The organism is Streptomyces sp. NPDC001868 (assembly GCF_040297125.1).
Taxonomy (GTDB): domain Bacteria; phylum Actinomycetota; class Actinomycetes; order Streptomycetales; family Streptomycetaceae; genus Streptomyces.
This window is the reverse complement of sequence record NZ_JBEOYO010000004.1, coordinates 297,781-319,808: the sequence shown is the minus strand read 5'-3', so window position 1 is coordinate 319,808 and position 22,028 is coordinate 297,781. Positions and strand designations below refer to the sequence as shown.

The window sequence follows — 22,028 nt, the reverse complement described above, 5'->3', positions numbered from 1 at the left end:
GCGCAGTTCCCCGCGGCCCTGAAAAAGCAGGGGCTGCGCCCCGTGCTTTTTCAACGGCCCGCAGGGGCCGTTGCCTTCAGGGGCGCGGGGAACTGCGCGAGAAGCCCCACCGGGCCGGAAGCCGACAACGCACCCGACCGTCAGGGCAGACGCGGCATCGGATCCAGCGCCCGCACCGCGCTGACACGACCGACCGCATGCCCACCCCCGAGCAACACCTCACCCGAGAACCCGGCGAGAGCCTCCGGCGCGACCCCGGCCCGTACGAGCGCCGCCGCGGTCACCGGCACCCTGGCCCGATTCGCCCCATCGGCGATCTTCACGGCCACGGCCCGCCCGTCGGGAAGCGCGGCGACCTGGACCCCCTCGAAGCCGTCCTTGGTGAGCAACCCCGGCACGGTCCGCATCAACTCGGCCACATCGCGCCCCGCCCCGGACGCCATCTCGGCATGCTCGCGCATCGCGTCGGCGACGGTCCGCTCGGGCGTGCCCTCGGCGGCGGTGGTGATCCGGGCGAGGGCGCGGGCCAGACCGTGCAGGGAGACGGAGAAGAGGGGGGCGCCGCAGCCGTCGACGGTCACCTGGGCGATGGCCTGCCCGGTGAGGTCCTCGACGATCTCGGCGATGGCCTGCTGCAACGGGTGGGCCGGGTCGAGGTAGTCCTCCAGGGACCAGCCGTTGAGCTTGCAGGTGTACAGCATGGCCGCGTGCTTGCCGGAACAGTTCTGCGCGAGACGGGAGGGCTGCCTCCCCTCGTGTATCCACACGTCCCGGACGGCCGGGTCGTACGGCATGTCGGTGACGTTGCGCAGGTCGTCCTCGGTCGCCCCGGCCAGTTCCAGGATCTGCCGGGCTCCGGCGAGGTGGCGTTCCTCGCCGGAGTGGCTGGCCGCGGTCAGGGACAGCAGTGCGCCGTCCAGGGGCAGTCCGGCGCGCAGCATCGCCACGGCCTGGACCGGCTTGAGCGCCGACCGGGGGTAGAACGCCGCCTCGATGTCGCCGAGTTGGAGTTCCACCTCCCCGTCGGCACCCAGCACCACGACGGAGCCGTAGTGGATGCCCTCGATGACACCTCCGCGTACGAGGTGGGCGACGGGGGCGTGGAGCGGTTCCCGGATCGCGGGGGCCGCGGCCACCGGAGACGCAGGGATCGCCGCGGCGCCGGTGGTCGTGGGGTCGTACATCACTGCCTGCTTCACTTCTTCACTCCGGCCGACTGCTGGGCTACCCGGCGACGTACGCCGAACCAGCCGAGCACCAGCGCCAATACGATCAGGGGGAGGCACAGCACGGTCGTCCGGCCGGCGCCGCCGTCCGCGTACATCAGGACCAGCACCGACGCCAGGAAGAACAGCGTCACCAGTTCGGTCCACGGGGAGCCGGGCAGCCGGTAGCTCGGCCGGGTCAGCTCGCCCTTCTCGGTCTTCTGCCAGAACACCAGGTGACAGATCATGATCATGCCCCAGGTACAGATGATGCCGATCGCGGCGAAGTTGAGGACGATCTCGAAGGCGTCGGCGGGGACCACGAAGTTCAGTCCGACGCCCAGGACACAGATACCGCTGGTGAGCAGGATGCCGCCGTACGGGACCTGGCTGCGGCTCATCACGCCGGTGAACTTCGGGGCGGAGCCGGCCATCGCCATCGAGCGCAGGATGCGGCCGGTGGAGTACAGGCCCGAGTTGAGCGAGGACATGGCCGCGGTCATCACGACCAGGTTCATGATGCCGCCGGCCGCCGGGATGCCGATGTTGGAGAGCACGGTGACGAAGGGACTCTCGCCCGCCTTGTAGGAGGACCAGGGCAGCAGCATCGCGAGGAGGAGGACGGAGCCGACGTAGAACAGGCCGACGCGCCACATGATCGAGTTGATCGCCTTCGGCATGACCTTCTCGGGGTTCTCGGTCTCTCCCGCCGCGACGCCGACCAGTTCGACGGAGGCGTAGGCGAAGACGACACCCTGGATGATCAGCAGCATGGGCAGCAGGCCGTTGGGGAAGATGCCGCCGTTGTCGGTGATCAGGGACGGGCCGGGGGTGTGGCCGTCGACGGGCTGCTGGGTGACGAGCAGGAAGATGCCGATCACCATGAAGATCACGAGCGCGCTGACCTTGATGATCGCGAACCAGAACTCCAGTTCGCCGAACATCTTCACCGAGATCAGGTTCACGGCGAGGACGACGGCGAGCGCGATGAGCGCGATCACCCACTGCGGGATGTCGGAGAACATGCCCCAGTAGTGGGTGTAGAGGGCGACCGCGGTGATGTCGGCGATACCGGTGGTGGCCCAGTTCAGGAAGTACATCCAGCCGGCCGTGTACGCGCCCTTCTCGCCGAGGAACTCCCGGGCGTAGGACACGAAGGCGCCGGACGAGGGCCGGTAGAGGACCAGTTCGCCCAGGGCGCGGACGACGAGGAACGCGAAGATTCCGCAGACCGCGTACGCGATGAAGAGGGACGGGCCTGCGTCGACGAGACGGCCGCCGGCGCCGAGGAAGAGGCCGGTGCCGATCGCGCCGCCGATGGCGATCATGTTGACGTGGCGGGACTTCAGGGACTTGCTGTAGCCGGCGTCTCCGGCGTCGACATGAGCCGCCGGTTGTCCTGCCTGTACGACGTCTTTGTCGAGGGACTGCTCGCTCACGTCTCGCGTCCGCCTTCCGTGGAGCTGTCCGTGCGCGGGGAACGCACGATGTCGGTGAGGGTGGTCTCGACGCGGTCGAGGTGGTGGGACATGGCCTCCACCGCGTCGTGTTCGGAACCGTCGATCAGCGCTTCGACGATGGCCCGGTGCTCGCGGTTGGACTGCTCGCGCCGGCCGCCCAGCTCGTTGAGGAAGGCCGACTGGCGGGCCAGTGCGTCCCGGATCTCCTCGATGACCCGGCGGAACACCGGGTTCTGGGCGGCCTCGGCCACCGCCAGATGGAAGAGCGTGTCCATCGCGACCCAGGCGGTGGTGTCGGTCTCCCGCTCCATCCGGTCCAGGAGATGGGCCAGGTGGTCCAGGTTCTCCGGGGTGCGGCGCACCGCCGCGTACCCGGCGACCGGGATCTCCACATGCCGGCGCACTTCGAGCAGGTCGCTCGCCGCGTAGTCGCCGAAGGTGGGGTCCTCGACGGCGTTCGCGATCACGAAGGTGCCTTTGCCGGTACGGGACTGGGTCAGGCCCATCACCTGGAGCGCGCGCAGTGCCTCGCGGAGCACCGGACGGCTCACTTCGAGCTGTCGGCACAGCTCCGCCTCCGAGGGGAGTTTCTCCCCGATGGCGTACTTGCCGCGCTCGATGGCGTCGCGAAGGTGGGTGAGCACCGCTTCCATGGCGCTGACGCGCCGGGGTGCCGAGCCACCTGTCTGGCTGTCTGACAGGTTCACGGGGGTGATCCTGCGGGTGACGGGAGGGGGCTGTCAAGGGGTCCGGGATTCGATCTTCCAGGTCACGGGCGGTCGTGGATCAGCACGTGGCGCCTGCGACGTGTGCTGTCAGCTGAGGCCACCCGCGCCGAGCAGCCCGAAGAGGAGGACCCCGACGACGATCCGGTAGGACACGAACACGTTGAAGGAGTGCCTGGTCACGAACTTCAGCAGCCAGGCGACGGAGGCGTACGCGACCGCGAACGAGACGGTGGTGCCGACGATCAGCGGGGCCGCGCCCACCCCCGCACCGAGGGCGTCCTTCAGTTCGTAGAGCCCGGCGCCGGTGAGGGCCGGGATGCCGAGGAAGAAGGAGAGCCGGGTGGCCGCGACCCGGTCGAGGTCGAGCAGCAGCGCGGTGGACATGGTGGCTCCGGAGCGGGAGAAACCCGGGAAGAGCAAAGCGAGGATCTGCGAACCGCCGACGAGCATCGCGTCCCGGAACCGGGTGTCCTCCTCCGCGCGCCGGCGCCGGCCGACCTGTTCCGCGACCCACATCACCCCGCTGCCGGCGATCAGCGAACCGGCCACCACCCACAGCGAGGCGAGCGGCCCCTCGATGAGCGACCTGGCGGCCAGCCCGACGACCACGATCGGGATCGTCGCGGCGATCACCCACCACGCGAACCGGTAGTCGCGGTCCTGCCGCTCCGCCGCGTGGAAGAGCCCCCGGAACCAGGCGGAGCCGATCCGAACGATGTCCCCGCGGAAGTAGACGAGCACCGCCGCGATCGCGCCGACCTGGATGACCGCCGAGAACCCGACGACCGCCTTGTCCTCGACCTGGATCCCCATGAGCCCTTCGGCGATCTTCAGATGCCCGGTGGAGGACACAGGCAGGAACTCGGTCACCCCCTCCACCGCTCCGAGGACGACGGCCTGACCGACGGTGATGGTGCTCATGGGGTCCAGTTCTGCTCGGCTGGGGCATGACGGATACGTGCGGGCACAACGGGCGACGCCGGTCAGACGTACCCGGGCACGGCCGCGGGGTCGCACCGGTGGAGGCAGTCGTACAACAGCCGGGTAAGCGCCCGCGCTCACGCCCAGAGGGCCTCCGCCAACGCCATCCCCACAAAAGCCGCGCCCAGCCCGGCCACCACACTCCCGACGGCATTGGCGACGGCGTGGAAGCGTGCGCCGTCCTGGGCGAGGCGCAGGGTCTCGTACGAGAAGGTCGAGTACGTGGTGAGCGCCCCGCAAAGACCGGTGCCGAGCAGAAGTTGCAGGTGGGAGGTGGCGGCACCGGTGGTCACGGCGCCGGTGAGGACGCCGAGGACCAGGGAACCGGCGACGTTCACGGTGAACGTGCCCCACGGGAAGACCGTGTCGTGAAGGGACTGCACGGCGCGGTCGGTGAGGTAGCGCAGAGGCGCGCCAACCATTCCGCCGACGATGACGAGCGCCCAGTTCACGACGACCTCTTACCTTCCTCACGTGTTTCGGTGGGCCCGGTCCGGCCGACGACCTCACAGGTGTCGAGCATCACCAGCCCCTCGATGACCAGTTCGTCCAACTGCGGCAGGAACGCCCGTACGCGATCCTCCGTGTCCACGACGGTCACCGCGATCGGCAGGTCCTCACTGAGCGAGAGCAAACGTGTGGTGTGGACGATCGAGGAGGCGCCGAAGCCCTCGATGCCCCGGAAGACGCTGGCGCCCGCGAGGCCGGCCGCGTGCGCCCGGTGCACGATCTCGCTGTAGAGCGGCTTGTGGTGCCAGGTGTCGTGCTCGCCGATCAGAACGGTGAGGCGGAGGGCGGGACCGCTGGGCCGTGTCCGTCCGGTGCTTGTCATCGTCGCCTCCATGCGAGAAGCAGGCGTGCTGTCGTCGCCGCGAGCCAGACCGCCGTGAGGGCGGCGAGGAGGGTGGCGGCGAGGTAGGCGAGGGCGGTGCGCGGGTGGCTCTCGTCGACCAGCCGCTCGATGTCGACGGCGTACGTCGAGAAGGAGGTGAAGCCGCCCAGTACGCCGGTGCCGAAGAAGGGCCGTACCAGGCGGTGGGCGGCCCAGATGTCCGTGATCACGACCATGAAGAGGCCGATCAGGAAGCAGCCGGCCACGTTCACCCCGAACATGCTCCAGGGGAAGCCACCGGGCTGCGCGGGCCAGATGAGCGACGCGCCGTAGCGGGCCGCCGCGCCGATGCCGCCGCCAACCGCCACGACCGCGACCACGGGTGCCTGGTCGTGCCAGGGGGCAGCCCGGGAAGGAGCGGCGACGGGGGATTCCAAGGCTTGAGCCCCGTCGGAGTGCGGAACTGTCATATGTGTGCGTCTCCTACTCGGCGGTGCCCGGTCGCAGGCCGGGCGGGCTCCGTCACAAGCAGGGACCGTTGGCGGCGGATTGCCGCGGTTCGGGTACGGCGGGCCCCACCGCCGCGCCGCGAGTGGGCTCGCGGCCGGTCAACAGCGTAACTCGGCCGTCCCCCGCCCCGCACTCGCCCGATGGCTGAGCCGGCGGCCCCGCCTCAGTCGGCATTTCCCGGCAGCTCGCACACCGCGACCCCCCGCTCCCACAAGCTCCCGAGGATCAGACGGCCCTCGGCCACGCAGGCGCTCGTGACCATGCGGAAGCGGGAGTGGCGGTCGACGAGGGTGTGCACGACGTGCCCCTCCTCGTCGACCGCCACGACCCCGGCGAACCCCAGAGGGCGGAACGGTGCCCGTACCGCGACCCGGCTCGCGGCACGGCGTACGGCCGGGCCGGTGCGGTGGAGACGGTCGAGGGCGCCGATACGGGGTCCGGCGAGGGCCACCCACATCAACCCCTGCGGATCGCGCCACATGTTGTCGGGTGTGCCCGGCAGATCCTCGGCGAAGGGCTCGCTCGTGCCGGCCCTCGCCCCGGTGAGGTGGACGCGGGTGAGCCGGCGGGCGCCGGTCTCCGCGACCACGAGGAACGACTCGTCGGCGGAGGGCGCGAGGCCGTTGGCGAACTGGAGCCCGTCCAGGACGACTTCGGGCGTCCCCTCCCCCGGCGCGAGCCGCAACAGCCGCCCGGTGCCGGTGTGTTCGACGATGTCACCGATCCACTGGTGGAGGGGGTGACGGCGGCTGGAGACCGTGAAGTAGACGGTCCCGTCGGAGAGCACCACGACATTGCTGCAGAACCGCAGCGGCTCACCCTCGGCCTCGTCGGCGAGCACCCGCACGGTGCCGTCGCCGGTCGCGACCCGCAACAGGCCCCGCTCGGCGTCACACACCAACAGGTCACCGTCCGGGAGGAGTTCGAGACCCAACGGCCTGCCGCCGGTCTCGGCGATCGTCTCGACCCGGGCCCGTCCCGGCTCCGCGAGCCCGTCCACCCGCAGGACGCGACCGTCCTCGACACCGGTCAGTACCCGTCCGCGCTCGTCGGCGATCACATCCTCGGGTCCGCGTCCGCCGATCCCGACGAACACCTCCGGTACCAGTCCGGCACCCCTCGCGTCCCTCATGTCCGCCTCCCGATCGTCCGTCCGCCCCCGCCGGTCCATCCTGGCAGGCGGCCGGGCCGTCCCTCGTGACCTCGGGTTAAGTTGTCCGTCACCGACCAGGGAGAACACCGTGCCCGCCCGCCCCCGCCTGCTGTACGTCACCGACCTCGCCTACCCGGCCCGTGGGCGGCGCTACGGCGACGAGGACGTCTTCCTCACCTCCCGGCTGCGCGCGGAGTTCGACCTCGCCCTGTGCCACCCGCTGGACGCGGCGGCGCTGATGGACGGCTTCGACGCGGTCGTGGTCCGCAACAGCGGTCCCGTGCTCCACTACCAGGAGGCGTACGACGCCTTCCGCGAGCGGGCGACGGCACTCGGCACCCCCGTCTACAACCCGCTGACCGGCCGGGCCGACATGACCGGCAAGCGGTACCTGCTGGACCTCACCCGGGCCGGGTACCCGGTCATCCCCACGGTCGACCGGCCCGAGGACCGGACGCACCTGCCCGACACCGTCTCGTACGCGGTGAAGCCGAAGGCCGGCGCGGACTCGATCGGCCTGCGCTTCGTGACCGGCGCCGAACTGGCGGGCCTGACCTGGGGTGACATCCTCGTCCAGCCCCGCGTCGACTTCCGCTACGAGGTGTCGTTCTACTACGTCGACGACAGCTTCCAGTACGCCCTGTACGCACCGGACCCCGACCGCCGCTGGGTCCTGGAGCCCTACGAGGCCACGGAGGCGGACCTCGGCTTCGCCCGGCGCTTCATCGACTGGAACACCCTCGACCACGGCATCCAACGCGTGGACGCCTGCCGCACCCGGGAGGGCGACCTCCTCCTGGTCGAGCTGGAGGACCTCAACCCGTATCTCTCCCTGGACCGGGTGTCCGAGCAGGTCCGGGACGCGTTCGTGGACGCCATGACAGCCTCGCTGCACCGCTTCCTGGACACGACGGTCGCCTCCTGACGACCGAAGGGGGCCGCACGCCGAGGCGTACGGCCCCCTTCATGGACGGGGAGCGCTACCGGTGGCTGAACCACGCCACCGCCGGAAGCACCCTGTCGTCATAGCCGAACAGCGCCTGGTTCTCCCAGCCGTTCCCGGAGGACGAGTCGGTCGGGTCCCAGCCGTTGCCGGTGCGTGCGGTCCAGGTCGACTCCCAGTAGAAGATCCCGAGGCCACGCCCGTTCGGGACGGCCTCGACGATGCTCGCGACGTCCTTCATCCACCGCGTCTGACCGGCGGTCGTGGCCGGGTAACCGGACACGAGTTCACCGCTCAGGTCGATGATGTTCTCGTGCGCGTCCTCGCTGTCGAGCCGGAACGGGTAGGCCGTCTCGGCGAGGAACACCGGCTTGGCGTAGCGGGAGGCCGCGTCGTCCAGGGTCGTCTGGAAGTCCGCGAGCGTGCCGTGCCAGTAGCCGTAGTACGACAGGCCGATGACGTCGAACTTCACACCGTTGGAGACCGCGCTGTCGAACCACCAGCGGGTGCCGGACAGGTCGCCGCCCTTGGCGAGGTGCAGCGCGACCTGGGTGGAGGAGTTGACCGCCTTGACGGCGTCGTAGCCGGAGTTGAGCAGTCCTGCGAGCTGCGACCAGTTGGAGGTGGAGCCCGCCGACCACAGCATGCCGCCGTTGATCTCGTTGCCGACCTGGACCATGTCGGCGGTGGTGCCCTGGGACTTGAGGGCGTTGAGGACGTCGTAGGTGTGGTTGTAGACGTCCGTCTTCAACTGGCTGTAGGAGTGCCCGCTCCACGCGGACGGCACGGTCTGCGCGCCCGGGTCGGCCCAGGTGTCCGAGTAGTGGAAGTCCACCAGCAGCTTCATGCCCTGCGCCTTGACGCGCTTGGCGGCGGCGAGCACGCGTGTCTTGTTGTTGTAGCCGTCGGCGGGGTTCACCCAGACCTTGACCCGCGCGTAGTTCTGCCCGGCGCTCTTGAGGATGGCGAGCGCGTCCCCTGTCGTGCCGGAGCTGTTCTTGTAGACGCCGCCCTTCGCCTCGCTCTTGATGAGCGAGGACACGTCGGAGCCCTTGATGGACAGGCCCGTCGTACCGGACGCGAAGGTCAGGTCGTCGACGTTGATCCAGTTCCCGGCGTTGGCGTCGGAGTTGACGCTGATCGTGCACTGGTTGTTCGTCACCGCGATCGAGGTGACGATCCGGATCCAGCCGCTGGAGGAGACCGGGATGTCGGTGCGCTGCTCGGCGCTGCCGCAGTTCTTCAGCGCGAGGTACGCGGAGTTCTGGCCGCCGCCGGAGCGCACCCACGCGGTGAGCTTGTAGTTCCCGTTGGTGAGGCCGGAGAGGTACTGGTAGGTCTCCACCTTGTAGGCCGAGGCCGAGTAGTGGGAGAGGCGGTAACTGCCGCCGTGGCCACCGGACTCGGTGAAGGAGGCGGAGTTCTGCCCGGCCGCCGAGTACGTCGACCAGCCGGCCGGCGTCGCGGTCCCGGTGCCGTCGGACTCGAAGCCCCCGTTGGTGAGCGTGGAGGCGGCGGAGGCCGACGTGGCGGGCAGGGTGGTGAGCGCCAGGCCTGCGAACAGCGGTATCAGCAGGGCCCTGAGGGCGCGTCTCGCGTGGAACATCGTCGTCCCTTCGACGAAGGTGGGGATCCGGTTGCGCGGTGCTGTGGCGGCGCCGCACCCGAAGGCCGTGGGCGCGGCGCCGCCGTTACCGACCGGATGTCCCCAGAGATCCGGCCGGTGTTCGGGGGTGGTGGTCGAGCGTCGGGTCGTACGGGGTGATCAGGTATCGAGGCGTACGTGGTGCTCCGACGTCGAGACGTGCGAGGTGCTCAGGCGTCGAGACGTACGACCCGGACGCCCCCGGCGGGTACGGCGAGGCGGCCCGCCGCGCGTTCGCCGGTGCGGAGTTCGGTGCCGGCCGTGTCCAGCGGCACCTTCGCGTCGAGCGCCGTGTGGTTGATCGCGAAGAGGAAGTCGCCCGACTCCCCCGCGCGGCGCACCACTTCGACGTCGCGCGGCAGATCGGCGCGGGGCGCGATGCCCGCGTCGTCGGCGGCCCAGCCGAGGAGCGCGTCCAGGCCGTGCGCGTCGAGGCGGGTCGACACGTACCAGGCGGAGCCCTCGCCGAGCCGGTGCCGGGTGACGGCGGGCCGGTCGGCGGCGAGCCCGTCGGCGTACGTCCACACGGGTTCGGCGCCGCGCGTCACCACGAACTCCGTCCACACGTCACCGGTGAGTTCGGAGCCGTCGGGGCCGGTGATCCGCACGCTCTCGCCGCCGAGCAGCGGTGAGAACTCCTCGACGGTCAGGCCGAGTACGTCCCGCAGGGCGCCGGGGTACGGGCCCTCGTGGACGGCGTCGTGCTCGTCGACGATCCCGGAGAAGTAGGAGACGACGAGGGTGCCGCCGTTCTCGACGTACGCCTTGAGGTTGTCGCCCGCCGCCTCGGTCATCAGGTACAGGGCGGGAACGACGACAAGGGGATAGGCCGACAAGTCGGCTTCCGGGTGGGCGAAGTCGACGGTGAGGTGCCTGTCGTAGAGGGCCTCGTAGAAGGCGTCGGCGCGTTCGCGAGCCTCGTGGTCCTCGCTGGGGCGCCAGGCGAGGTTCTGCGCCCACCAGGAGTGCCAGTCCCACAGGACGGCCACGTCGGCGACGGTCCGGGTGCCGCGGATCTGGCTCAACGAGTCGAGGGAGGCGCCCAGTTCGACGACCTCGCGCCAGACCCTCGACTCGGTGCCGGCCTGCGGCAGCATCGCCGAGTGGAACTTCTCGGCGCCGCGCCGGGACTGCCGCCACTGGAAGAACATGGCGCCGTCGGAGCCGCGCGCCACATGGGCGAGGGAGTTGCGGGCCATCTGCCCGGGGGCCTTGGCGGGGTTGCGGGCCTGCCAGTTGACGCCCGAGGTGGAGTGCTCCAGGAGCAGCCAGGGGGCGCCGGCGCCGACCGAGCGGGTGAGGTCGGCGGCCATCGCGAGGTTGACGTGGGTGCGGCGGCCGTCGGTGATCAGGTAGTGGTCGTTGGTGACGAGGTCGACCTCGCGGCCCCAGGCCCAGTAGTCGATGGAGTCGCACTGGCTGAGCGCGGTCATGAAGTTGGTGGTGACCGGGATGCCGGGGGCGAGGCGGTGCAGGATGTCGCGCTCCGCGATGAAGTTCTCGCGGATGGTCTCGTCGGCGAACCGCTTGTAGTCGAGGGTCTGTCCGGGGTTGCCGACCGTGGGGGCCACACGCGGCGGGTTGATCTGCGCGAAGTCGGTGTAGTGCTGGCCCCAGAAGGCGGTGCCCCAGGCCTCGTTGACCGCGTCGACCGTGCCGTACGTCCGCTCCAGCCAGCGGCGGAAGTGCGCGGCGCAGGAGTCGCAGTAGCAGGCGGAGACGGGGACGCCGTACTCGTTGTGGACGTGCCACAGGGCGAGTGCCGGGTGGTCGGCGTAGCGCTCGGCGAGCTTGGTGGTGATGTTGGCGGCCGCGGCCCGGTAGTCCGTGTTGCTGTGGCAGATGGCGCCGCGTGAGCCGAACTCGTAGCGGGTGCCGTCGGCGGCCACAGGCAGCGCCTCGGGGCGCTCGCGGTAGAACCAGACGGGCGGGACGACGGTGGGGGTGCCGAGGTCGACGCGGATGCCGTTCTCGTGGAGCAGGTCGAGCAGCCGGTCGAGCCAGTCGAAGTCGTACGTGCCGCGCGAGGTCTCCAGCAGGGCCCAGGAGAAGATGCCGACACTCACCATCGTGACGCCGGCCTCGCGCATCAGCCGGACGTCCTCGTGCCAGACGTTTTCCGGCCACTGCTCGGGGTTGTAGTCCCCACCGAAGGCGAGCCCGGTGAGGCCCGTGGGGGTGGTCTCCGGCATGGATCTCTCCCGTTGAGTTGATCATTTGGGAACGTGCACACACTGCTTCGGCGGTGCGAGCCCAACATAACCGCACAGCAACAACCATTGACAAGTGTCCGGGATGTTTCTCTACTGTGAACGCTCACAGAAGCATGGCACGGTCTTCGCAGCAGACGAGGACCCAGGTCAGGGGAGAAACATCCATGTCCGACATCACGAAGCACCGGCGCTTTGTGGCCACCGCCGTCGCGGTCACGCTCGGCGCCACCACACTTGCCGCCTGTGGCGGGTCCGACGACAGTGAGGCCCAGTCGGGGCCGGCGAAGCTGACGTACTGGACCTGGACGCCGGGCATGGACAAGGTCGTGGACCTGTGGAACAAGGGTCCCGGCAAGGAGCAGCAGATCACCGTCACGGCGAAGAAGCAGGCCTCCGGCGACACCCTCGTCACCAAGATCCTCACCGCGCACAAGGCGGGCAAGGGCCCGGACCTGGTGCAGGCCGAGTACCAGGCGCTGCCGACCCTGGTCAGCAACGACGCGGTCGCCGACATCGCGGGCGAGGCGGGCGACGCGAAGGGCAAGTTCGCCGACGGTGTCTGGCAGCAGACGACGCTGGGCTCGGACGCCGTCTACGCGATACCGCAGGACATCGGGCCGATGATGTTCTACTACCGCGACGACCTCTTCAAGAAGTACGGCCTCGAAGTTCCCAAGACCTGGGACGAGTTCGCCGAGACGGCGCGGAAGCTGAAGAAGGAGGACGCGGACGTCGACCTCACCACCTTCTCCGCCGCCGACTCCGGTCTCTTCGCCGGTCTCGCGCAGCAGGCGGGCGCCCGGTGGTGGACCACCGAGGGCCAGAAGTGGAAGGTCGGCATCGACGACGCGGCGACACAGCGGGTCGCCGACTTCTGGGGCGGCCTGGTCGAGGAGGGCGCCATCGACAACCAGCCGATGTACACCCCGGCCTGGAACAAGGCGCTCAACACCGGCAAGCAGATCGCCTGGGTCAGCGCCGTATGGGCGCCGGGCACGCTGACCACGGCCGCGCCCGAGACCGAGGGCAAGTGGAAGGTGGCGCCGCTGCCGCAGTGGTCGGCCTCCGAGAACACCACCGGCAGCTGGGGCGGCTCCTCGACCGCCGTCACCACGGACTCCAAGAACAAGGGTGCCGCCGCGAAGTTCGCCACCTGGCTGAACACGGACCCCGAGGCGCTGACCGCGCTGGCGAAGGAGGGCGGCATCTACCCGGCCGCCACCACCGCGCAGACCAGTGACGCGTTCGCCGAGCCGCCGGCCTTCTTCGCCAACCAGGCCGACTTCTACACCGTCGCCTCCGAGGTCGCGAAGACCACGGCGCCCTCCGCGTGGGGCCCGAACGTGAACGTCGCGTACACCACCTTCAAGGACGCGTTCGGCGCCGCCGCCAAGAACAAGTCGGACTTCGGTGCCGCCCTGAAGACGATGCAGGACGACACGGTCGCCGACATGAAGAAGCAGGGCTTCGAGGTCGCGGAGTGACGACGGCACGCCGGAGGTCGTACGGGGTCAAGGGGGCCCCGTACGCCTTCCTCCTCCCCGCGACGATCCTGTTCGCCCTCTTCTTCGCGCTGCCCATCGGCTACGCGGTCTGGCTCAGCCTGCACAAGGTGCAGGTCAAGGGGCTCGGCCTCGGCTCGGGGGCGCGGAGCGAGGTGTGGGCGGGCTTCGAGAACTACACCGACGCGCTCACCGACTCGGAGCTGCTGGACGGCGCGCTGCGCGTCCTCGGCTACGGCGCGATCGTGGTCCCGGTCATGCTCGGTCTGGCGCTGGTCTTCGCCCTGATGCTGGACAGCGACAAGGTGCGGCTCGCCCCCTTCACCCGGCTGGCGATCTTCCTGCCGTACGCCGTCCCGGGCGTCGTGGCGGCCCTGCTCTGGGGCTTCCTCTACCTCCCGGACGTCAGCCCCTTCTACTTCGTGCTGGAGAAGCTGGGTCTCCCCCAGCCGGACCTGCTGGACGGCGGCGGTCTGTACGCGGCGCTGTCGAACATCGCGATCTGGGGCGGCACCGGCTTCAACATGATCGTCATCTACACCTCGCTCCAGTCGATCCCGACCGAGGTGTACGAGGCGGCGAAGCTGGACGGGGCGACCCCGTCGCAGATCGCCCTGCGGATCAAGATCCCGATGGTGGCGCCCTCCCTGGTGCTGACCTTCTTCTTCTCGATCATCGCCACGCTCCAGGTGTTCAGCGAGCCCACCACCCTCAAGCCCCTCACCAACTCGGTCTCCACGACGTGGAGTCCGCTGATGAAGGTGCACCGGGACGCCTTCGGCGAGGGCGACATCTACTCGGCGGCGGCCGGTGCGGTGATCATCGCCGTGGCCACGCTCGTCCTCTCCTTCGGCTTCCTGAGGGCCGCGAACTCCCGTACCAAGCAGGAGGCAGCACGATGAGTTCTCTTGCCGTCCGCAAGGCCGCTCCGGCCGCGGGGACCACACCCGGCACCGCCCAGGGCCCGCCGCTGCGCCGCCGCATCGCGCTCGTCCCGACGCTCACCCTGCTGCTGGGCGCGATCTACTGTCTGCTGCCCGTGGCCTGGGTGCTGATCGCCGCCACCAAGTCGGGCAGCGAACTGTTCTCCACGTTCACCTTCCTGCCGGGCACCGGCTTCGCGGACAACATGTCCGACCTGAACGCCTACCGCGACGGCATCTACTGGCAGTGGATGGGCAACTCCGCCCTCTACGCCGGTCTCGGCGCCCTGCTGTCCACCGCCGTCTCGGCGATCAGCGGCTACGCGCTGGCGATCTACCGCTTCAAGGGCCGCGAGGCCGTCTTCAACGTCCTGATGGCGGGCGTGCTGATGCCGCCGGTGATCCTCGCGATCCCGCAGTACCTGCTGATGGCGAAGGCGGACTTGGCCGACTCCTACTGGTCGGTGCTGCTGCCGCTGGTCCTCTCCCCGTACGGCGTCTATCTCTCCCGGATCTACGCCGCTGCCGCCGTGCCCACCGACGTGGTCGAGGCCGGGCGGATGGACGGGGCGAGCGAGTGGCGGATCTTCACCCGGATCGCGCTGCCGATGATGGTGCCAGGTCTGGTGACGGTCTTCCTGTTCCAGTTCGTGGCCGTCTGGAACAACTTCCTGCTGCCGTACATCATGCTCAGCGACGACGAGAAGTTCCCGATCACGCTCGGCCTGTTCACGCTTCTCGAACAGGGCGCGAACACCCCGGCGCTCTACACCCTGGTGATCACCGGTGCGCTGCTCGCGGTGATCCCGCTGATCGCGCTCTTCCTGGTCATCCAGCGGTTCTGGAGCCTCGATCTTCTCTCCGGAGCCGTAAAGTCATGACCATGAGCAGCACGGGGGGCAGGCGTAAGCCGCCGACCATTCACGACGTGGCGCGCGAGGCGGGAGTCTCCCGGGGAACGGTCTCGCGCGTGCTCAACGGCGGTCACTACGTCAGCCCGACGGCCGCCGAGGCGGTCAACGCCGCGATCCGCAGGACGGGTTATGTCGTGAACCGGCACGCCCGCTCGCTGATCACGGGCCGCTCGGACTCGATCGGCTTCCTGCTGACGGAACCGCAGGAGAAGCTCTTCGAGGACCCCAACTTCAATGTCCTCCTGCGGTGTTGCACCCAGGCACTGGCCGCGCACGACATCCCGCTGCTGCTGATGGTGGCCGGCACGGAGGACGAGCGGCGCCGGATCACGCGGTACATCACGGCGGGCCACGTCGACGGTGTGCTGGTGGTGTCCAGCCACTCCGCGGATCCGGTCGCCCAGGAGCTCCGCGAGGCGGGCATCCCCCTCGTCCAGTGCGGAAAGCCCATGACTCCCGGCTCCAAGGTGAGCTACGTGGCCGCCGACGACCGCGACGGCGCCCGCGACATGGTGCGCCACCTGCTGTCGCTGGGCCGCCGGCGGATCGGTGTCGTGACCGGCCCGCTGGACTCGCCCGGCGGTGTCGACCGCCTCGCCGGCTACAAGGAGGTCCTCACCGAGGCGGGCGTCGAGATCGACGAGCGGCTGATCGTCTCCGGCGACTACAGCCGAGCCAGCGGCGAGGCGGGCACCGACCGGCTGCTGGAGCGGGCGCCCGACATGGACGCCGTGTTCGTGGCCTCCGACCTGATGGCGCAGGGCGCTCTCGCGGCGCTGCGCCGGGCGGGCCGCCGGGTCCCGGAGGACGTGGCCGTGGGCGGCTTCGACGACTCGGTCGCGGCGACGGAGGCCGTCCCCGCCCTCACCACCATCCGCCAGCCTTACGACCGCATCAGCAACGAGATGGTGCGGGTCCTGCTGGCCCAGATCGGCGGCGAGGACCCGGCGGCGGTGATCCTGCCGACGGAGCTGGTGCGACGGGAGTCGACGTGAGGCGGCGCGCGGCCTGAGGAGCGGGTTCCCGGGCTGTGCCGCCGTCCGTGGTCCCGTGCCGCCGTCAGTGGTGCACGGGCTCCCGGTCGGGTGTCCGTGTCTCCTCGGTGACGCGGGTGCCCGGGTGCCGCAGCGCGCACAGGAACCCGATGCCGAGCGCGATGGCCATCCCGTAGAACACCCACTGGTTGGCCTCGGCGAAGTCCATGCGGATGGCGTCCATCGAGTCGCGCACCACCGTGCCGACGGGGCCGTCCCCGCTCGGTGCCTGGCTGTCCGGGTTGCCGGTGACCGATTCCGAGATGTCACGGGCCGCGTCCCGCGCCGCGTCGTCCGGCACTCCCCTGGACGTCAGTGTCTCGACGACCTTGTCGGTGGTCACATGCGTCAGGATCGTGCCGTACACGGCGAGGCCCACGGCCGCCGCGTAGTTGCGCACGGTCTGGGTGATGCCGGTGACCTCGCCGTAGGAGGCGTTGAGGGACCGGTTCACCGCGTCGGTCGAGGCGGGCGCGAGCAGGAAGCCGATGCCGGCGCCGGCGAGGGCGACGTAGGGCCACTGGTCGTGCATCGAGAGGTCGGTCAGTTTGTTCGCCCACAAGGCGAAGCCGACCGCGCCGAGGGCCGTGCCCAGTTTCAGCGCGGGCCTGGCGCCGCGTTTGTCGAGGATCCGGCCGCCCCACTGGGAGGCGATGGCGAAGCCGATGAAGAAGTACAGCAGGAACAGCGCGGCCTGGGTGGGTGAGGCGCTGAGCGAGACCTGCGCGTACACCGAGGCGAAGAAGAACAGCGGGACGAAGGCGAGCATCGAGAAGAACAGGACGGCCGCGTCGACGCTGAACGCCTTGTCGCGGAAGACATGGAGCTTGATGAGCGGTTCGTCGACGCGGAGCTCGTAGGCGCAGAACAGTACGAGGACGGCCAGGCCGCCGATGACGCAGGCCCAGGTGGCGAAGCTGCTCCAGCCCCAGGCCGAGGCCTGTTGCAGGCCGAGCACGCTGAGGCCCATGCCGACGGCGACGAGGACGGCGCCGGGCAGGTCGAGGCGTTCACGGCGGGCCCGGTGGGGGATGCGGGCGAGCGCGGTCAGGACGAGGGCGACGATCGCGACGGGCACGTTGACCCAGAAGATCGCGCGCCAGGTCCAGTCGGTGAGCCAGCCGCCGAGGAGCGGGCCGAGCGCGGTGAGGGCACCGGACAGACCGAAGAACAGGGCGAGGGCCCGGCCGCGCTTGTCCACCGGGAAGACGGCGACGACGACGGCGAGCGCGGCCGGGAACATCAGGGCGGCGCCCAGGCCCTGCGTGGCCCGGAAGACGATCAGCCAGCCCACGGCGAAGCTGTCGTCGGGGACGCAGCCGCACAGCACGGACGAGATGACGAAGGTCAGGGTGCCGATCACCATCATCCGGCGGTGCCCGAGGATGTCGGCGAGCCGGCCACCGAGCGCGAAGAACGCGGCCAGGGCGAGCAGATAGGCGTTGACCACCCACTGCATGCCCGACGAGGAGAGGCCGAGCTCGTCCACGATGCTCGGGGCGGCGATGGCGACGATCGTCTGGTCGATGAAGGTCATCGAGACGGCGAACATCATCGCCGCGAGAGCGAGGGTCTGATGGGGCGGAGCCGAGCCGGGGGCGGCCTGCCCGGGCGCTGAACTTTCCGTCATGTCGGCCATGGACCGAATGCTCCCCTCATCCGCCGCCGGGCGCATGCGCGAGTGGCGCACGGTAAGACCACGCCACCCCGGTCATCACCCGAACGGTCGTCCGAAGATCGCGGTGCCACCGGCGTCGGAACGCCGACCCGGGGGTACTCGACGAGCACCGGCCCCGGATCCGGTTGGACACTGGAGTGCGGCCGGGGTGTGCCGGCGGACGAGACCAGGACGCTACTGCCATGAACAGCGACAGCAATCACCGGGGCGCGGAGAACGTCGTCTCCAGCCATTCCGTCTTCGGGGCTCCCTGCTGGGTGAGCCTCACCAGCCGGGATCTGCCGGCCACGGAGAGTTTCTACGCCGCCGTACTGGGCTGGCGATGGCGTACGGCCAAGCTCGGCGACCACTTCCGGATCGCGCTGGCGGACGGGGTGCCGGTCGCCGGGATCGCGGGGGTGGCGACCCTGTGGCAGATGGCGGTCGCCTGGACCCCGTACTTCGCGGTGTCCGACGCGGACGCGGCGGCGTCCCGGGCCCGGGAGCGGGGCGGCACGGTCGCGGTCGGCCCGCTCTCCTTCCCGCCCGGCCGGGCGGCCCTGCTGGCGGACCGCCACGGGGCCTCGTTCGGGATCTGGGAGGGCGCGCTGTTCACCGACTGGGAGACCTGGCGCAAGGCTGCCCCGGCCTTCATCCGCCTCCACACCCGGGACGCCTTCGACGCCGCGATCTTCTACGGCGAGGTCCTGGAGTGGGCCACCGAGAGGCCCGGCTGCTGCGAGGTCCGCTACGAGGGCAACGAGGTCGTGCTGCGCAGCGAGGGCGAGGTCGTGGCCCGGATCAGCTCCGGCGCGCTGGAGGCCGCCCCCGACCCCACGATCCGCCCGCACTGGCAGGTGCACTTCTCCGTCTCCGACGTGCCGGCCCGTGTCGAGGCCGCCCAGCACCACGGGGGCACGATCCTGACGCAGGACGCGAACGAGGCGGTGCTCCGCGACCCGGACGGCGCCCAGTTCACGATCACGTCACGCAGCGCGCGCTGACCTCCGCCGGGCCGGGCCCCTGGGGGTCAGCCGGCCCGGGAGGGCCGTGACAGCAGCACCAGCGCCCGGGCCTCGACGGTGATCTCCGCGCCCGCCTTGTGCTCGGTCTCGTCGGGGACGCCGTCCGGCTCGGCGGCCGTGTCGACGAGGGTCGCCCAGCGCTCGCCGTACGCGGCGTCCGGCAGGCGGAAGACTTTCGGCTCCCAGTGGCTGTTCAGCAGGAGCAGGAAGGAGTCGTCGACGACGGGCTCGCCGTGGGCGTCGCGTTCGGCGATGGCGTCACCGTTGAGGAAGACGGCCACGGCGTGGGCGTCGGCGCGGTCCCAGTCGGCGTCGGTCATCTCCTCGGCGTCCGGCAGCAGCCACACCAGGTCGGGCAGCGGCCGGCCGGCGCGGGTCGGGGTGTCGCCGTGGAAGAAACGGCGGCGGCGCAGCACGGGGTGGGCGGCGCGCAGGGCGATGAGGTCGCGGGTGAAGGCGAGCAGTGCGCGGCGTTCGGCGTCCAGCCGCCAGTCGAGCCACGAGACCTCGTTGTCCTGGCAGTAGGCGTTGTTGTTGCCGCGCTGGGTGCGGCCCGACTCGTCGCCGTGGCCGATCATCGGGATGCCCTGGGACAGCAGCAGTGTGGCCAGGAGGTTGCGCTGCTGGCGGGCGCGGAGCGCGCGGACGCGCGGATCCTTGGTGGGGCCCTCGACCCCGCAGTTCCAGGACCGGTTGACGCTCTCGCCGTCCCGGTTGCCCTCGCCGTTGGCCTCGTTGTGCTTGTCGTTGTACGAGACCAGGTCGCGCAGGGTGAAACCGTCGTGCGCGGTGACGAAGTTGACGCTGGCGCGGGGGCGGCGCCGGCTGTGCTCGTACAGGTCGGAGGAGCCGGTCAGCCGGGACGCGAACTCGCCGAGGGTGTGGGGGCTACCGCGCCAGAAGTCCCGTACGGCGTCGCGGTACTTGCCGTTCCACTCCGACCACAGCGGCGGGAAGTTGCCCACCTGGTAGCCGCCCTCGCCCACGTCCCACGGTTCGGCGATGAGCTTGACGCGGCTGATGACCGGGTCCTGCTGGATCAGGTCGAAGAACACCGAGAGCCGGTCCACCTCGTGGAACTGCCGCGCCAGCGTGGCCGCCAGGTCGAAGCGGAAGCCGTCGACATGCATCTCGGTGACCCAGTACCGCAGCGAGTCCATGATCAGCTGGAGGACGTACGGGTGCCGCATCAGCAGGCTGTTGCCGGTGCCGGTGGTGTCGTAGTAGTGGCCCCAGTCGCCGTCCACCAGACGGTAGTACGAGCTGTTGTCGAGGCCCCGGAAGGAGAGGGTGGGGCCCTTCTCGTTGCCCTCGGCGGTGTGGTTGTAGACCACGTCGAGGATCACTTCGAGGCCGGCCGCGTGCAGCGCCTTGACCATGGACTTGAACTCGGTGACCTGCTGGCCTCGGGTGCCGTGGGCGGCGTAGGCGTTGTGCGGGGCGAAGAAGCCGATGGTGTTGTAGCCCCAGTAGTTGGTGAGGCCCCGGTCCTGGAGGACGCCGTCCTGCACGAACTGGTGGACCGGCATCAGCTCGATCGCGGTCACCCCCAGCGAGGTGAGGTGCTCGACGACCGCGGGGTGCGCCAGTCCGGCGTAGGTGCCGCGCAGTTCGGCGGGCACGTCGGGGTGGGTGCGGGTGAGGCCGCGGACGTGCGCCTCGTAGATGACGGTGTCGGCGTACGGGCGGCGCGGCGGGCGGTCGTCGCCCCAGTCGAAGAACGGGTCGGTGACCACGCCCAGCATGGTGTGCCCGGCGCTGTCGGCGCCGGGTTCGCGGAGGGAGGGGTGGTTGTCGGTCTGCCCGTCCACGGCCCTGGTGTACGGGTCGAGCAGCAGCTTCGCCGGATCGCAGCGGTGGCCGGCGGCGGGGTGCCAGGGGCCGTGCACGCGGTAGCCGTAGCGCTGTCCCGGTCCGACGCCGGGCAGATGGCCGTGCCAGACGAAGCCGTCGACCTCGGTGAGCGGGACGGAGCGGTGGGCGCCGTCGTCGTCCACGAGGATCAGGTCGACGCGTTCGGCGACCTCGCTGAACACCGCGAAGTTGGTGCCGGTGCCGTCGTAGGAGGCACCCAGCGGGTAGGGGTGCCCGCTCCACACGGGCACCCCGGTCCGGTCCGGCCGCGCGGTCACCGCGCGGCTTCGCAGGCGTCCGGCGCCTCGCCGCCGGGCGAACCGGCGAGCACGGCGACGGGCATCTCGCGAGGCACCTGGAGCACTTCGCGCAGGGCCGGCTCGGGCGCCCTCGGCACCAAGGGCACGCTCAGGTCGACCGGCGCCCGCTGGGTGAACCAGATGACCGTGCTGCCGGTGGCCGTCGAGCAACAGCCCCAGCCGTCGCTGAGCGCGGCGATACGGGTGAGGCAGGGACGCAACTCCCGGTCCGGGCGCATCTCCCGGTCGTTCGCACCCACCGCCGCGATGAGGTGCTGACCGTTCCACCACATCTCGATCGAGGTGTCCTTGTCCGTGGCGTGCTCCTCGATCGCGCGCAGCAGCAGTTCGGCGCTGTGGCAGACGGGCCCGACGAGGGTCTCCAGGTCCCAGAACCGTAGGTGGGCGGCCAGGATGCGCCTGACCTGTCCGACCCGTTCCGGACTGACTTCCACGTCGAGGTGGTAGTAGCGAGATGCTGCGGTCTTCATCGTCGTTGGCTCCTCACCGGCGAAGCTCCCACCTCGCGAGCACGAAGCGTGAGCACCGATCACTTCTGAGTCAGCTCCAGAGTGGGTGGGCTACGCCATTCGTGCAACACGAGCGACTCCTGGGGTGGTTGAAGAACCAACAAGACGCCCGGTGGTTCCCTGTGCACCATGAGTGAAGGCATCGGCTCCCTGAGGCGTCGATGCCCCTCCGTGCACGACCTCCCCCGGGAAGCGTGCTCCGCCGAGAGTGCCGGGAGGGACCAGCACATGCTGCTGCCCGCCAAGAACGAGGTGGCCAGACATCTGCGGCGCTACCGCACCTGGGAACGCGCGATGCTCGCGTCCCCGACCGACCGCGCGGCCCGGGCCAACTTCGAGGACTCGGGCTACACGCTGTGCGTGCTGATGGGCAAGCGCTGCGCCCGCGAGGCGGTCACGGCCGCCGAGCGCTACCTCCGGACGAGCCTGCCCGCCTATCTCCAGGAGCAGACGGGCCGTCCCCAGCAGGAACAGACCGGCAAGGCCGCCCGCAAGGAGCAGACCGGCAAGGCCCGTTCCGTCCGACGTGGTCCGCCGTCCGGACGGCGTTTCACGGCCGGGCGGTAGACCCCCCAGTACCCGTTCGGCCCAGCGCCGATCCCCGAGCACGGCGGAGGTGA

The 22,028-nt window shown here is 70.2% G+C and carries 20 protein-coding genes; 7 read left to right on the top strand and 13 right to left on the bottom strand.

Features of this window, described 5'->3' with window-relative positions:
• Positions 1 to 140: 140 nt before the first annotated feature.
• The 8 genes from ABT147_RS07860 to ABT147_RS07825 all read right to left on the bottom strand — a co-directional run bounded on the left by ABT147_RS07860 (position 141) and on the right by ABT147_RS07825 (position 6,848).
• The gene (locus ABT147_RS07860) at positions 141 to 1,184 is read right to left on the bottom strand and encodes an asparaginase (protein ID WP_351403341.1); all 1,044 of its coding nucleotides are present in this window, start codon (positions 1,182 to 1,184) and stop codon (positions 141 to 143) included.
• An 11-nt stretch (positions 1,185 to 1,195) separates the two neighbouring features.
• Positions 1,196 to 2,644 (bottom strand): amino acid permease, encoded by a 1,449-nt coding sequence (locus ABT147_RS07855; protein WP_351403324.1) that lies wholly within the window; start codon positions 2,642 to 2,644, stop codon positions 1,196 to 1,198.
• Positions 2,641 to 3,372 (bottom strand): FadR/GntR family transcriptional regulator, encoded by a 732-nt coding sequence (locus tag ABT147_RS07850; RefSeq protein WP_351403322.1) that lies wholly within the window; start codon positions 3,370 to 3,372, stop codon positions 2,641 to 2,643. Before ABT147_RS07850 ends, ABT147_RS07855 begins: the two co-directional genes overlap by 4 nt.
• Before the next feature lie 108 nt (positions 3,373 to 3,480).
• Positions 3,481 to 4,314: an undecaprenyl-diphosphate phosphatase gene (locus ABT147_RS07845; protein ID WP_328840933.1), complete on the bottom strand. Its 834-nt coding sequence runs from the start codon at positions 4,312 to 4,314 to the stop codon at positions 3,481 to 3,483.
• 137 nt (positions 4,315 to 4,451) lie between these two features.
• Entirely contained in the window at positions 4,452 to 4,826 is a 375-nt protein-coding gene (gene crcB, locus ABT147_RS07840) for a fluoride efflux transporter CrcB (protein ID WP_351403321.1), read from the bottom strand.
• Positions 4,823 to 5,206: a DUF190 domain-containing protein gene (locus ABT147_RS07835; RefSeq protein WP_351403320.1), complete on the bottom strand. Its 384-nt coding sequence runs from the start codon at positions 5,204 to 5,206 to the stop codon at positions 4,823 to 4,825. Before ABT147_RS07835 ends, crcB (ABT147_RS07840) begins: the two co-directional genes overlap by 4 nt.
• Positions 5,203 to 5,676, bottom strand: coding sequence for a fluoride efflux transporter CrcB (crcB, locus tag ABT147_RS07830; protein ID WP_351403319.1), 474 nt, complete (start codon positions 5,674 to 5,676; stop codon positions 5,203 to 5,205). The genes ABT147_RS07835 and crcB (ABT147_RS07830) overlap by 4 nt, the downstream gene beginning before the upstream one ends.
• Positions 5,677 to 5,879: 203 nt before the next feature.
• Positions 5,880 to 6,848: an SMP-30/gluconolactonase/LRE family protein gene (locus ABT147_RS07825; RefSeq protein WP_351403317.1), complete on the bottom strand. Its 969-nt coding sequence runs from the start codon at positions 6,846 to 6,848 to the stop codon at positions 5,880 to 5,882.
• A 109-nt stretch (positions 6,849 to 6,957) separates the two neighbouring features.
• Between ABT147_RS07825 and ABT147_RS07820 the strand changes: the two genes are divergently transcribed.
• The gene (locus tag ABT147_RS07820; RefSeq protein WP_351403316.1) at positions 6,958 to 7,794 is read left to right on the top strand and encodes an ATP-grasp domain-containing protein; all 837 of its coding nucleotides are present in this window, start codon (positions 6,958 to 6,960) and stop codon (positions 7,792 to 7,794) included.
• Positions 7,795 to 7,849: 55 nt separating this feature from the next.
• Here the strand turns inward: ABT147_RS07820 and ABT147_RS07815 are convergent, their stop codons facing one another.
• Complete coding sequence (locus ABT147_RS07815; RefSeq protein ID WP_351403315.1) at positions 7,850 to 9,418, bottom strand: glycoside hydrolase family 53 protein; 1,569 nt, start codon at positions 9,416 to 9,418, stop codon at positions 7,850 to 7,852.
• Positions 9,419 to 9,627: 209 nt separating this feature from the next.
• Positions 9,628 to 11,649 (bottom strand): beta-galactosidase, encoded by a 2,022-nt coding sequence (locus ABT147_RS07810; protein WP_351403314.1) that lies wholly within the window; start codon positions 11,647 to 11,649, stop codon positions 9,628 to 9,630.
• A gap of 185 nt (positions 11,650 to 11,834) precedes the next feature.
• Here ABT147_RS07810 and ABT147_RS07805 point away from each other — a divergent pair, with 185 nt between their 5' ends.
• The 4 genes from ABT147_RS07805 to ABT147_RS07790 are packed head-to-tail and all read left to right on the top strand — an operon-like array spanning position 11,835 to position 16,004.
• Complete coding sequence (locus ABT147_RS07805; protein WP_351403313.1) at positions 11,835 to 13,154, top strand: extracellular solute-binding protein; 1,320 nt, start codon at positions 11,835 to 11,837, stop codon at positions 13,152 to 13,154.
• Positions 13,151 to 14,074 (top strand): carbohydrate ABC transporter permease, encoded by a 924-nt coding sequence (locus tag ABT147_RS07800; RefSeq protein WP_351403311.1) that lies wholly within the window; start codon positions 13,151 to 13,153, stop codon positions 14,072 to 14,074. Before ABT147_RS07805 ends, ABT147_RS07800 begins: the two co-directional genes overlap by 4 nt.
• On the top strand, positions 14,071 to 14,976 hold the full coding sequence (locus ABT147_RS07795; RefSeq protein WP_351403310.1) for a carbohydrate ABC transporter permease: 906 nt from the start codon (positions 14,071 to 14,073) through the stop codon (positions 14,974 to 14,976). Before ABT147_RS07800 ends, ABT147_RS07795 begins: the two co-directional genes overlap by 4 nt.
• A complete protein-coding gene (locus ABT147_RS07790; RefSeq protein WP_351403309.1) occupies positions 14,973 to 16,004 on the top strand; it encodes a LacI family DNA-binding transcriptional regulator in 1,032 nt (343 codons plus the stop codon). The genes ABT147_RS07795 and ABT147_RS07790 overlap by 4 nt, the downstream gene beginning before the upstream one ends.
• 64 nt (positions 16,005 to 16,068) lie before the next feature.
• On the opposite strand, the gene ABT147_RS07785 is transcribed toward ABT147_RS07790, so the two are convergent.
• A complete protein-coding gene (locus tag ABT147_RS07785; protein ID WP_502983046.1) occupies positions 16,069 to 17,673 on the bottom strand; it encodes an MFS transporter in 1,605 nt (534 codons plus the stop codon).
• Positions 17,674 to 17,903: 230 nt separating this feature from the next.
• On the opposite strand from ABT147_RS07785, the gene ABT147_RS07780 reads away from it, so the two are divergent.
• Positions 17,904 to 18,704: a VOC family protein gene (locus ABT147_RS07780; protein ID WP_351403306.1), complete on the top strand. Its 801-nt coding sequence runs from the start codon at positions 17,904 to 17,906 to the stop codon at positions 18,702 to 18,704.
• 26 nt (positions 18,705 to 18,730) lie between these two features.
• On the opposite strand, the gene glgX is transcribed toward ABT147_RS07780, so the two are convergent.
• A complete protein-coding gene (glgX, locus tag ABT147_RS07775; protein ID WP_351403305.1) occupies positions 18,731 to 20,857 on the bottom strand; it encodes a glycogen debranching protein GlgX in 2,127 nt (708 codons plus the stop codon).
• Entirely contained in the window at positions 20,854 to 21,369 is a 516-nt protein-coding gene (locus ABT147_RS07770) for a pep a2 (RefSeq protein ID WP_351403304.1), read from the bottom strand. The genes glgX and ABT147_RS07770 overlap by 4 nt, the downstream gene beginning before the upstream one ends.
• A gap of 267 nt (positions 21,370 to 21,636) precedes the next feature.
• Between ABT147_RS07770 and ABT147_RS07765 the strand changes: the two genes are divergently transcribed.
• On the top strand, positions 21,637 to 21,975 hold the full coding sequence (locus ABT147_RS07765; RefSeq protein WP_351403303.1) for a DUF5133 domain-containing protein: 339 nt from the start codon (positions 21,637 to 21,639) through the stop codon (positions 21,973 to 21,975).
• The last annotated feature ends 53 nt before the right edge of the window (positions 21,976 to 22,028 follow it).

Coding starts and splice junctions, on each gene's coding strand:
- ABT147_RS07770 (WP_351403304.1), bottom strand. CDS start 21,369: ATGAAGACCGCAGCATCTCGCTACTACCACCTCGACGTGGAAGTCAGT.
- ABT147_RS07805 (WP_351403313.1), top strand. CDS start 11,835: ATGTCCGACATCACGAAGCACCGGCGCTTTGTGGCCACCGCCGTCGCG.
- ABT147_RS07795 (WP_351403310.1), top strand. CDS start 14,071: ATGAGTTCTCTTGCCGTCCGCAAGGCCGCTCCGGCCGCGGGGACCACA.
- ABT147_RS07790 (WP_351403309.1), top strand. CDS start 14,973: ATGACCATGAGCAGCACGGGGGGCAGGCGTAAGCCGCCGACCATTCAC.
- ABT147_RS07810 (WP_351403314.1), bottom strand. CDS start 11,649: ATGCCGGAGACCACCCCCACGGGCCTCACCGGGCTCGCCTTCGGTGGG.
- ABT147_RS07835 (WP_351403320.1), bottom strand. CDS start 5,206: ATGACAAGCACCGGACGGACACGGCCCAGCGGTCCCGCCCTCCGCCTC.
- ABT147_RS07860 (WP_351403341.1), bottom strand. CDS start 1,184: ATGTACGACCCCACGACCACCGGCGCCGCGGCGATCCCTGCGTCTCCG.
- ABT147_RS07815 (WP_351403315.1), bottom strand. CDS start 9,418: ATGTTCCACGCGAGACGCGCCCTCAGGGCCCTGCTGATACCGCTGTTC.
- ABT147_RS07825 (WP_351403317.1), bottom strand. CDS start 6,848: ATGAGGGACGCGAGGGGTGCCGGACTGGTACCGGAGGTGTTCGTCGGG.
- ABT147_RS07845 (WP_328840933.1), bottom strand. CDS start 4,314: ATGAGCACCATCACCGTCGGTCAGGCCGTCGTCCTCGGAGCGGTGGAG.
- ABT147_RS07785 (WP_502983046.1), bottom strand. CDS start 17,673: ATGACGGAAAGTTCAGCGCCCGGGCAGGCCGCCCCCGGCTCGGCTCCG.
- ABT147_RS07780 (WP_351403306.1), top strand. CDS start 17,904: ATGAACAGCGACAGCAATCACCGGGGCGCGGAGAACGTCGTCTCCAGC.
- crcB (WP_351403319.1), bottom strand. CDS start 5,676: ATGACAGTTCCGCACTCCGACGGGGCTCAAGCCTTGGAATCCCCCGTC.
- ABT147_RS07765 (WP_351403303.1), top strand. CDS start 21,637: ATGCTGCTGCCCGCCAAGAACGAGGTGGCCAGACATCTGCGGCGCTAC.